General features: G+C 36.7%; 13 protein-coding genes. 9 read left to right on the forward strand and 4 right to left on the reverse strand.

Features of this window, described 5'->3' with window-relative positions; translation table 11 throughout:
• Nucleotides 1–260, reverse strand: a 260-nt coding sequence (locus ABWO41_RS10345) for a Riean_0653 family protein (protein ID WP_502945645.1), incomplete at its 3' end; no start/stop codon positions are given.
• Between the two features lie 157 nt (nucleotides 261–417).
• Nucleotides 418–1,134 (reverse strand): hypothetical protein, encoded by a 717-nt coding sequence (locus ABWO41_RS10350; protein WP_353137392.1) that lies wholly within the window; start codon nucleotides 1,132–1,134, stop codon nucleotides 418–420.
• 228 nt (nucleotides 1,135–1,362) lie between these two features.
• Between ABWO41_RS10350 and ABWO41_RS10355 the strand changes: the two genes are divergently transcribed.
• The 5 genes from ABWO41_RS10355 (at nucleotide 1,363) to ABWO41_RS10375 (ending at nucleotide 4,701) form a co-directional block, all read left to right on the forward strand.
• Nucleotides 1,363–1,653, forward strand: coding sequence for a hypothetical protein (locus tag ABWO41_RS10355; protein ID WP_353137394.1), 291 nt, complete (start codon nucleotides 1,363–1,365; stop codon nucleotides 1,651–1,653).
• A 219-nt stretch (nucleotides 1,654–1,872) separates the two neighbouring features.
• Complete coding sequence (locus tag ABWO41_RS10360; protein WP_353137396.1) at nucleotides 1,873–2,748, forward strand: YicC/YloC family endoribonuclease; 876 nt, start codon at nucleotides 1,873–1,875, stop codon at nucleotides 2,746–2,748.
• A gap of 68 nt (nucleotides 2,749–2,816) precedes the next feature.
• Entirely contained in the window at nucleotides 2,817–3,386 is a 570-nt protein-coding gene (gene gmk / locus ABWO41_RS10365; protein WP_353137398.1) for a guanylate kinase, read from the forward strand.
• A gap of 121 nt (nucleotides 3,387–3,507) precedes the next feature.
• Entirely contained in the window at nucleotides 3,508–4,080 is a 573-nt protein-coding gene (gene nadD, locus ABWO41_RS10370) for a nicotinate (nicotinamide) nucleotide adenylyltransferase (RefSeq protein WP_353137400.1), read from the forward strand.
• A 12-nt stretch (nucleotides 4,081–4,092) separates the two neighbouring features.
• Entirely contained in the window at nucleotides 4,093–4,701 is a 609-nt protein-coding gene (locus ABWO41_RS10375) for a MiaE family protein (protein WP_353137402.1), read from the forward strand.
• On the opposite strand, the gene ABWO41_RS10380 is transcribed toward ABWO41_RS10375, so the two are convergent.
• Both ABWO41_RS10380 and ABWO41_RS10385 read right to left on the reverse strand, forming a co-directional pair.
• On the reverse strand, nucleotides 4,692–5,735 hold the full coding sequence (locus tag ABWO41_RS10380; protein ID WP_353137404.1) for a thioredoxin domain-containing protein: 1,044 nt from the start codon (nucleotides 5,733–5,735) through the stop codon (nucleotides 4,692–4,694). The two genes, ABWO41_RS10375 and ABWO41_RS10380, sit on opposite strands and share 10 nt — an antisense overlap.
• A complete protein-coding gene (locus tag ABWO41_RS10385) occupies nucleotides 5,732–6,445 on the reverse strand; it encodes an SAM-dependent methyltransferase (RefSeq protein ID WP_353137406.1) in 714 nt (237 codons plus the stop codon). Before ABWO41_RS10385 ends, ABWO41_RS10380 begins: the two co-directional genes overlap by 4 nt.
• Before the next feature lie 260 nt (nucleotides 6,446–6,705).
• Between ABWO41_RS10385 and ABWO41_RS10390 the strand changes: the two genes are divergently transcribed.
• The 4 genes from ABWO41_RS10390 to prfA all read left to right on the forward strand — a co-directional run bounded on the left by ABWO41_RS10390 (nucleotide 6,706) and on the right by prfA (nucleotide 10,821).
• Nucleotides 6,706–8,004, forward strand: a complete 1,299-nt coding sequence (locus ABWO41_RS10390) for a DUF6600 domain-containing protein (RefSeq protein WP_353137408.1) — start codon at nucleotides 6,706–6,708, stop codon at nucleotides 8,002–8,004.
• Nucleotides 8,005–8,112: 108 nt separating this feature from the next.
• Nucleotides 8,113–8,865: a UDP-2,3-diacylglucosamine diphosphatase gene (locus ABWO41_RS10395; RefSeq protein ID WP_353137410.1), complete on the forward strand. Its 753-nt coding sequence runs from the start codon at nucleotides 8,113–8,115 to the stop codon at nucleotides 8,863–8,865.
• A 3-nt stretch (nucleotides 8,866–8,868) separates the two neighbouring features.
• Nucleotides 8,869–9,678 carry a hypothetical protein gene (locus tag ABWO41_RS10400; RefSeq protein ID WP_353137412.1) on the forward strand — a complete coding sequence of 270 codons (810 nt, stop codon included), beginning with the start codon at nucleotides 8,869–8,871 and terminating at the stop codon, nucleotides 9,676–9,678.
• A 66-nt stretch (nucleotides 9,679–9,744) separates the two neighbouring features.
• Entirely contained in the window at nucleotides 9,745–10,821 is a 1,077-nt protein-coding gene (prfA, locus tag ABWO41_RS10405; RefSeq protein ID WP_353137414.1) for a peptide chain release factor 1, read from the forward strand.
• The last annotated feature ends 73 nt before the right edge of the window (nucleotides 10,822–10,894 follow it).

Here is a 10,894-nt window from a genome sequence, read left to right on the forward strand (position 1 = left end):
GTACCTGTATTATTTACACCTGTTAAACCTATACTAATCCTCATCTCACTTTCTTCTGATAGGTATCTATTAGCAATAATACCTAAAGATCCTTCCTTATAATTAGGGTCGTAAGTCAAATCTAATCTTTCCATTAATAATGGTGTCTTAGGCAGCCAAACCTCCCCATTAAGCAAAAAACCAAATGTATTTGCGCCATTTTGAGTAACAGCGGGTAACTGGTCATTATTTAGCTGCTGGCTGTCTTTTTTGCACTTCATACCTGTTAGTAACGTACAGCCCAAAATAAACAGGGTAAGTTTTGTTTTAAGAATTTTCACAAATTCATAATTTTTTATTAGGTTCTGTATGAGAAGAAGTTAATTAAGCGGTTTTTTAAGGTTTTATTTAAAAATTAAAAACTCAACATTCCAAACCCTACTTTATCTCCTCCAAACTATCTCTTTCACTTTTTTCCTTCACAAACTTTTTGTAAGAATCCTGTATGTAACGAATATTGTCGTATTGGTTCCATTTTGCTACTACTTCGGCACTTGGCCGATAGTAGTACATAAATTCCGCAACGTTTTCTTCTTTTATTGTAGTGTGCTCCAGTATAAGGCGTTTATTGAATTTAACATCAACGGCTGTTTGTGCATTTTCTCTGGAAATATAATTGCTGAATCGTTTGGCGTTAGCAGCGTCTTTACTAACCAATTCGTGAATAGCAGACAAGGGATGGAAAATAGAGAATAGAAGTGGCGGGCTTCCGTTAAAATAAATACCTTTTGCCCTGTAATCATCCAGAACCTCTTTCTGTTCGGCAGCTTTACTTTTTTCTTTTACAGTAACTTCATTTAAGGTAATACCTTGGTTTAGATAAATGACCATATTCTGCTTGGTGGATATGAGTTTCGCTGCATCCTGAAAACCTTCTTTTTTGAAGAAAAGCGAATCTCCTACCATAACTTCAATGGAAAAAGTTCCCCACTGGTCTGATGTTGCCGATTTCCCATTTCTTTGGTTTTCTATCTTAACATCTCCTACTCTTTGTTTACTTTGATTGAAAATAATACCTTTTACCTCAAAGATTTCTTGTGCCCAAGCTAATGGTGTTACAGCAAGTAAAATGAAAGATAGCAATAACTTTTTCATGGGTTTAATGTCAATTCCAAACTAAATTAGCGTATATCCAGTAAAAGTTCTAAAATTTAAGATGTTTTAACAAATAGAGCCTTCCTGTGTAGAAAATGGTATCAGCGATTTGTAATCTCGAAGTACTTCTATGGTTTTTTGAAAGTTTTATGGTTTAGTTTGTTGATTGTCTTTGGGTTACATTTTTATGCTTTGCGTATTAATCTATGCAAACCTTAAGTTTTAATCATGGCAAAAGTGAAAAGAAATGTAATCATGCAAGGCATGAGCGGCAAAATTTGTGACCAGTTAGTTTTAAAGACTTATAATTATGGTACTGTGGTGAGTAAAATACCGGATATGAGCAAAGTGGTGCCCAGCAGTCATCAAAAAGATAAACGCAATAGGTTTAAAGAAGCAGTGGCTTATGCGAAAGCTATTATTGCCGATGTACATAAGAAAGCAGAAGTGGCCTACCGTACGCCTAAAGGTAAATTGGTATATCATCAGGCTATTCGGGAGTACCTAACTAATTATTAAATGGCTATACTCTAAAGCTTCTCTTAACGGAAGATGAACGAAGGATGCTTTTTCTTAAGACCATCTCTGGCTATTGTGGTGCCTTAACTTTAGGGGAGCTGATTTCTATCTGTCCTATCAATTCTCATTCAGGTTTTCTCCTTTATACTATCAGGAAAGACTGCTCTTCAATCTTTTTACTTACTATTAAATACTTGCTACTTATTTTTATCTTTGCAGATGATTAAATCAATGACAGGCTACGGAGTAGCGTCTAAAGATATAACAGGCGGCAAATATACCGTAGAAATCAAGTCTCTGAACAGTAAATTTCTGGAACTTAATCTAAAGCTTCCTAAGGCATATTCTGAAAAGGAATTTTTTTTGCGCAACGAATGCAACAGATTGATAGAACGCGGGAAAGCTACTGTGTCTATCATCAGTGAAAATAATAATGTTGCAGCAAAGGCAGGTGCCATTAATCATGAATTACTGAAATTCTATTATAATGAATTGAAGCAGACGGCGGCAGAATTGGGAGAAGCAACAACGAACCTTATGAATCTGACCCTTACTTTGCCTGAAGTTATTAAGTTTGATGAGTCGTCAATTTCGGAGGAAGAATGGAAAACTGTTTTAGACATATTTTATCAGGCTATCCAAAATTTCCAAAATTTCAGAGAAACAGAAGGAAAATCGCTTGAAAAAGATTTAGTCTTGCGCATTCAGAATATACTTAATTTTCTGACTGAAGTTGAAGTTCATGAACCTAACAGAGTTCCCGTTTTCAGAGAAAGATTAAACAATTATCTTAGCGAAGCGGTAGGAAAAGAAGTAGTAGATTATAACAGACTGGAGCAAGAATTAATATATTTTGTAGATAAGTTTGATATTACGGAAGAGAAAGTTCGTTTAAGAACGCATTGTAATTATTTTATTCAAACTTTGGCAGAGAAAGACGCTAATGGTAAGAAGCTAGGTTTCATTTCCCAAGAAATTGGACGAGAAATAAATACCATGGGTTCCAAAGCAAACGATGCCAATATCCAGAAGCTGGTGGTTGGAATGAAAGAAGAGTTAGAGAAAATTAAAGAACAGCTGTTGAATGTATTGTAAATATGCTTAAGGCAGAGCGCTTAAGGCGAAAAGCTTTAAGCATTTGGCTTTAAGTCTTTGGCTTAAAAATGAAACAAGGCAAACTGATTATATTTTCTGCTCCATCTGGAGCGGGAAAAACAACTATCGTACATCACCTTTTAGGGAAATTTCCTGATAAAATTGCTTTCTCCATCTCGGCAACCACACGTAGCCTAAGAGGAGAAGAAGTAAATGGAAAGGACTATTATTTCATCAGTAATGAAGACTTCTTGCATAAAGTGGCAAAACATGAGTTTGTTGAGTTTGAAGAAGTTTATTCCGGAACCTTCTATGGAACTTTAAAAAACGAAATCCAAAGAATCTGGGATGAAGGCAAACACGTTATTTTTGATATTGATGTAGAAGGTGGTTTACGTCTGAAAAAAAAATATGGAGAACAAGCGTTAGCTATATTTGTTCAGCCACCTTCTTTGGAGGTATTAAAGCAGCGTTTGGCAGGGAGGGGAACAGATTCGGAAGAGAAATTAAAAGAACGTTTTGCAAAGGCAGAAAAAGAGCTGGCTTATGCTCCAAAATTTGATGTTCAATTGAAGAATTTTGAGCTGGAAACGGCATGTAAAGAAGCGGAAGATTTATTGTTGAATTTTATTGGATAACGTCGCAAGACAGGAGTCCAGGAAGAAAGAATAAAAACACTGTCCAAGCTCTCTTTCCTTTGTTCCGAAGGGAATACTTTGGAGAAGAGACGCTGGGGAGAGGCTACTAAAGAACTAGATAATGAAAATAGGTTTGTTTTTCGGTTCCTTTAATCCTATACACATCGGGCATTTAATTATTGCCAATTATATGGCCAATCATACAGAATTGGATAAAGTTTGGTTGGTTGTATCCCCACATAATCCATTGAAAGAATTAAGAGACCTTATTCATGTTTATGATAGACTGGAAATGGCTAAATTGGCTATAGAAAAAGCTGAAAATATTCAGGTAAGTGATGTTGAATTGCGTTTGCCACAACCTTCTTATACCATTGATACGCTTACTTATTTAAAAGATATTTATCCCGAGCATCAATTTGTCCTGATAATGGGTAGCGATAATTTGAAGACATTGAATAAGTGGAAAAATTATGAACTCATTTTAAGAGATTATCAGATTTATGTTTATCCCCGCCCTGGTTATGATGGTGGAGAGTTGGAGTCTCATCCGTCGGTAACAATAACAAATACGCCTTTGATGGAACTTTCTTCTACCTTTATCAGGAAATCTGTACATGAAAAGAAAGATGTCAGGTTTTTTATTCCGGATAAAGTGTTTGATTTTATAGATAGTAAAGGTTTATACAGCTAACAGCATACGATTATGAGTGAGAAAACGATGTTTAAACTGCAATTGCCTACCGATCCTTTTTGGGTGAAAAATGTAGTAGAAAGCAATATTGAAGAACTTTTAACAGACCATGCTTTTTGCGAACAAAAAGCAGCTTCTAATGCCATTACATTAATTGTTCAGAATCCGGAGCTTTCAGATCTGGTTCAGGAAATGGCCGAATTAGTGAAAGAGGAAATGGATCATTTTAAGAGAGTCCATGATATTATTTTGCAACGGGGTTACACTTTAGGCAGAGAACGTAAAGACGATTATGTAAATGAACTGATTAAATTTCTTAAAAAAGGTGGCGGGCAAGCGAAGAAAACGGAAAGTTTAGTCGACAGGCTTTTGTTTGCTGCTATGATAGAAGCCAGAAGCTGCGAACGTTTTAAGGTGCTTTCAGATAATGTTGAGGACCAGGAACTTTCTGAATTTTATCATGAGCTTATGATTTCCGAGGCAAACCATTATACACTTTTTATTAGTTTAGCCAGAAAATATGGTGAAGGAGTGGATGTAGACCAACGGTGGAAAGAGTGGTTGGATTATGAAGGAAAAGTTATACAGAATTACGGTAAGAAAGAAACCATTCACGGATAGTTTTCAATAATATTAGAGCCAATAAGCTTCTGGTTTATTGGTTTTCCTTTTGTTTGTAACTGTAAGAAGTTAGAGAGGTAATTGTCTAATACTTCTAAATCCAGGTGATCCAAAATCAAACCGATATATCTGTCGGGCCTTACGACAATCAGCTTCTTTTCACCTTCAATAATTTTAAAGAAACTGAAAATATGATCATTTTTTTCTGAGTCAGGCAGGTAAAATAATCTCAGTGGAAAATTAGATTTTACCCATTTAGCAACATTGAACAGGTTTTGTTGCGATATAGATCCTAATATTATCAGATGTATTTCACCAAATTTACACCAATTATAAAAGTTGGTTTCTTGTTTTAACCGTTCGTCAAAGACGCTAAGATTGGGAAGCAAATCTCCAGCTTCTATGTTCCGTTGCTGGCTTAAATGAAGGCTTATTTTACTCTCTTTCAGATTAAATCTGATGTCTTTTTTTTCAAAGATATTCTTGAAAATTTTAAGAGGAGGTTTCTTCTGATAATGTTCACGTAAAAGTCGTTCTTCAATATTATGATTTATAAAGATACTTCTGCTGATATATCCGTTTAAAACGCCTTCCAATTTCCAGGCTAAAAGAGCAATGTTCTTTATCGTGATGCTGGTATTTTTGTTGATTTCCAATTCTTTGGCGTCAATAAACTTATCAGTTTGATGATAGACAATATTATTATGTAAATCTCTCAGTTTAATATTCTCCAGACCTTCGTTCTTTACCACAGTTGTACCCCAGTTAATTGTACACATGTTTTTCAGAAGTATTTCTTTGGCCTGCTTGAAAATATCAACCAATTTAGCCTTTGGAGTAATGTTAATCCCTATAGTATTCAAAAAACTAATAGCATAATCATCAAAAATCAGTTCCTCTTCTTCGTTGATTAATTGGGTATCTTCATCAATAAGAAGTACATTCACTCCAAACTGGGCCAAATAGCTACTTATTGCCAAAGAGGCTATATTTACTTTATGGATCAGTATCGAAGAAGTTGAAGAGATGCTCATTTTTTTCGGTAAAACAGGAATATCGTCGGTTTTTTATGCAGATCCGGTTTGTTTAATGCCCAATCAGAAACGCTTTTTGTTGCAACATATTCGCTTTCTGCCGTTAAATTACAGGCAATGCATAATAAGGTATCTTTTTTACAACTTCTTAAAAGTTCGTCTAAAAGTTGATTGTTCCTGAAAGGGGTCTCTATAAATATCTGAGTTTGATTTAAGCGTTCAGACAAAGATTCTAAATCTTTTATTTTCTTTGCCCTTCCGTTTTTATCAATGGGCAGATATCCGTTGAATGCAAAACTCTGACCATTAAAACCAGAACCCATTAAAGCCAGTATTATAGAACTTGGCCCAACTAAAGGAATAACTTTTATAGCTCTTTTATGGGCTTCGGCGATAATATCAGCGCCAGGATCAGCTATCCCCGGGCATCCGGCTTCACTCATCAAACCAACATCCTTTCCAGATTCTAATCCTTTAAAAAACTTGTTGAGTCCCTGATTTCGCTGGTGTTTACCATAATCATGAATAATCAAATCCTTTTGCGGGGTTTTAAGTCCGGCTTCTTTCAGACACCTTCGGGCAGTTTTCTCATTTTCTACTATATATTCTCCAATAGAATTTATGGTTTCAATAAGGTAAGGAGTTAATGATTTGTTTACGGCATTTTCTGCCATTACCACAGGGATGAGGTATAATGTTCCTTTATCCATTTTACAAATAACGACATTACAATTTTCCTGCCCAACAAAAAATATTCAATTTTCTGATGTTACCTTTTGCATTTTTTCCTGTCTATATATTAAACCCGCTTAGAAACGGTGTTTAGAAGGTTAAATAGTGTTGAAAATTTAAAATTACGGTGAAAATAGTTGATGAATAAGCTTAAATTTTGGTAATTATGTTGTTACAGAAATGCCAAAAAAATAGCGAAAGCGTTTAACTAAAACTCCAAACGAAAGGGGATTTTAAGATGTTAACTTTAAGAAAAATGATTTTAGGCTTAGGATTCATGGTTGCTTTCTTCGCCTTTGCCAACAGCACCGCAAAAGCTCAGGGACGTAATGTGTCATTGCAGGTATTTTATGATGAGCTTTCTTACTATGGAGATTGGATAGACAACTCGGAATATGGTTACGTATGGCGACCTAACGTTGGTTCGGATTTTCGGCCATATTACACTAACGGTCGTTGGGTAATGACACAGTATGGAAATACCTGGGTATCTGATTTTGAATGGGGTTGGGCTCCGTTTCACTATGGTCGTTGGTATTATGATAATTATGATGGCTGGCTATGGATTCCGGATACAGAATGGGGGCCTGCTTGGGTAGATTGGAGGACAGGAGGGGGCTACTACGGTTGGGCACCTATGGGACCAAGAATTACAGTAAGCATTAATATTGGTCCAAGATATTATCCGGATTTTTACTGGGTGTTTATTCCACAACGTTATATTTATTATAATAACTATGGAAGATATTGGAATCCGGGAAGAAATGTTACTATCATCAGGAATACAACTATCATCAATAATGTATATGTAAATAATAATGTGAGATATGTTAGTGGGCCTTCTACAAGAGATGTGAGGCGTGCTACAGGAAGTAACGTACGAGTTCACAGGGTAGAGAGCGCTTCCAGACCTGGTTCTGCAAGAGTAGATAGAAACTCGGTAAGTGTATATCGTCCACAGATAGATCGTGGAAGAGACGCTACACCCAACAGAGTATCTTCATCAAATAATGGCCGCCCTTCCCGAACCGAAGGTGGAAATGCCAGAGATAACAGAAATAACGGCAATAACAGACCTCAGGCAATTGATGGTAGAAGTGATAGGGGGAACAGTAGTCCTGGCGTTTCAACAAGACCATCCAGAGTAGAAAGAGATAATGGTAATGTGCCATCTCGTGGTTCTAATGTGGGTAGAAGCACTACTCCGGACAGATCATCGCGAACTGAAAGTCCTCAAAGAGAAAATGGATCCAGAGACGGAATGCCATCCAGAACAGAAAGACCTCAACAACAAAGAGTAGAGAGGCCTGGCAGGATAGAAAACAGACCTTCTGCAGAGAGGAGTGAATCTGTTAGACAAAGTGCGCCACAAAGGCAAGAAAGGGTTCAGCAATCTGCGCCTCAGCGCACAGAACGCCCGTCTACACCTAGTGTGCAAAGGAGTGAAGGAAGAAGCTCTTCTCCAAGTATGGACAGAGGAAGCTCACGATCTTCTTCTCCATCCAGGGGATCTGGTTCTGAACGCCCGAGTAGATAAGAATACAAATTGAGAATATGACAGCCTTCAAAGAATATAAACCTTTGAAGGCTTTTTTATATTAACATTAGTCGAGAAAGTTTATTTTTACGGTTTAGAATTAGGCTTTTGAAAAAAACAAATCTATATTTTGCGTCAGACTTCCATTTAGGCGTTCCCAATTATCAGGCAAGCCGAGAGCGTGAAGCTAAAGTTGTGGCATGGTTAGATGCGATTAAGGAAAATGCTACGGAAGTTTTTCTGGTAGGAGATATTTTTGATTTCTGGTTCGAATATGCTGCCGTTATTCCAAAGGGTTTTATACGCCTTCAGGGCAAACTAGCCGAATTAAGTGATGCAGGAATAAAGTTGTATTTTTTTAAAGGTAACCACGACATGTGGGTGTTCGATTATTTTAAAAAAGAGTTTAACCTGCAGGTTATAAATGATGAATTGGTTATCGAACGCGAAGGAAAAAGGTTTTTTATTCACCATGGCGATGGTTTAGGTGATGGAGATAAAAGCTATAAGCTTTTAAAAAATTTTTTTAGAAGTCCGTTTTGCCAGTGGTTATTTGCAAGGATACATCCGAACCTGGGAATAGGAATAGCGAATTACTGGAGTGGTAAAAGCAGACTGGCAGGGAATAAAAACCTTTGGAAACCAGATGTAGAATTTGAAAAGAATTGGGCTGAAAAAACTTACCTGGGTATAGAGAAACAATTTGGCAGCTTTGACTATTTAGTATTTGGACATAGGCATAATCCGTTTATCATCTCGTTAAATGATAAGACAACTTATGTAAATTTAGGCGAGTGGGTAAATGATTCCTATTATGCTCAATTTGATGGAGAAAAGATTGAGTTAAAAAAGTGGCTTTGATTTATGAAATATCTTCTGCGGTATATTTTCTTTTTATTACTGTTGATTTCAGCATCTGAGCTTTTTTCTCAGAGTTTTATAAAAGAAGCCAGTATTGATACAGCATGTAAACTAGCGAGAATAGACCAGTTTGGCAATATTTACGCGGTAACACCGGCAAATGAATTGCTTAAATATAACGCTAAAGGACAGAAATTGTGGGCTTATAGTAATAAGAACTTTGGAGATATTAATCAAATAGATGTTAAAGATCCTTTAAGAGTAGTCGTTTATTATCCTAACCACCAGCAAATTATAGTCTTAAATAACAATCTTAGTGAGATTGGCCGATACTCGTTTAACCGTGATCCGGATATTCAGATTACTTTAGTTGCCTCAGCTAATAATAATGGTTACTGGATTTACGACCAGTTAAACCGTGAATTGAGGAAATTAAGCAATACATTTACTGATGAGCTTAAGACAGGAAATATCTATCAGAGAGATGGCATAGACATGCAGGCAACTTATCTATATGCCAATGACTCGTATGTTTTTGTAAATGATAGAGGTGAAGGAATCCGAATTTTCGATCGTTTTGGAAACTTTTACAAAACAGCCGTTGTAGATGCTCCTCAGGATTTTGAGGTAGAAGGAAGTAAAATTTTCTTTAAGAAAGACGGCAAACTTTGTATCTACGATTTTCTTAGTTTTCAACTGGTTTCTTTACAAACTCCATCTGTAAAAAATCCAATAAATTTTATTAAGTATCTTAACCACCTGCTGATAATAGGTGAAAAAGAGTTAACTTTGTGGTCTTTAAAAAACGACTGATCTTTTGCTGTTGTGTCGTGGTGGCGATAAATAAGATTAGGTCTTCAGAAGTATAGATTTCATATCATGTTAGATAAATTAGAAGCTATAAAACTACGTCGGGATGATGTAGAGAGAGAATTGTCTAATCCGGAAGCAACGCAGGACATGAAACGTTTTGCTCAATTGAATAAGGAATATAAAGATTTAGGTCTTATTGTAGACGAATACTTTAAGTACAAAAATGTTGTGAGCAATATTGCTGCTAACAAAGAGATTCTGGCCAATGAGAAAGATCAGGAATTGAGAGAAATGGCCAAAGAGGAATTAGACGCTTTACTTCCTGAAAAAGAAGAAATGGAAGCTAAGATTCGGTTGATGCTGGTTCCTAAAGATCCGGGAGATGAAAAAGATGCTATTCTGGAAATCAGAGGTGGAACAGGTGGTGACGAGGCTGCTATTTTTGCCGGAGATTTATACCGTATGTATACACGTTATTGTGAAGGTAGAGGCTGGAAGACAGAGGTACTGGAAGTTACCGATGGAACAAATGGTGGTTATAAAGAAGTTGTTTTTAAAGTGAGTGGAGAAGATGTCTATGGAACTTTAAAATATGAATCTGGAGTACACCGTGTGCAACGTGTGCCAGATACCGAAACTCAGGGCCGTGTACATACTTCCGCAGCATCTGTGGCTGTGTTACCAGAGGCAGAAGAGGTCGATGTAGAGATCAATCCCGCAGATATCGAGATGCAAACGTCAAGATCTGGTGGTGCTGGTGGGCAGAACGTAAATAAAGTAGAGACCAAAGTTCAATTAACGCATAAACCTACGGGGATTGTAGTCGTTTGTCAGGTAGAGCGTTCACAATTGGGAAACAGAGAAAGAGCTATGGAGATGCTCCGCAGTAAGCTTTATGAACGCGAGCTGGCAAAATATAATGACGAAATTGCAAGTAAGCGTAAGACAATGGTTTCTACAGGAGACAGATCTGCAAAGATCCGTACTTATAATTATCCACAGGGAAGAGTTACAGAGCATCGTATAGGATTAACTTTATATAATCTTCCTGCAGTAATGAATGGAGAGATTCAGGAGATCCTGGATGCATTACAATTTGCAGAAAATGCAGAGAAACTGAAAGAAGGTTCATCCGTTTTGTAAAAAAAGTTTGCAAATAAAAACAAATGTTTATATTTGCACTCCCAATCGCAAGAGACGGGAAGAGGGTCTGGTA

The organism is Pseudopedobacter sp. (assembly GCF_040392825.1).
Taxonomy (GTDB): Bacteria; Bacteroidota; Bacteroidia; order Sphingobacteriales; family Sphingobacteriaceae; genus Pseudopedobacter.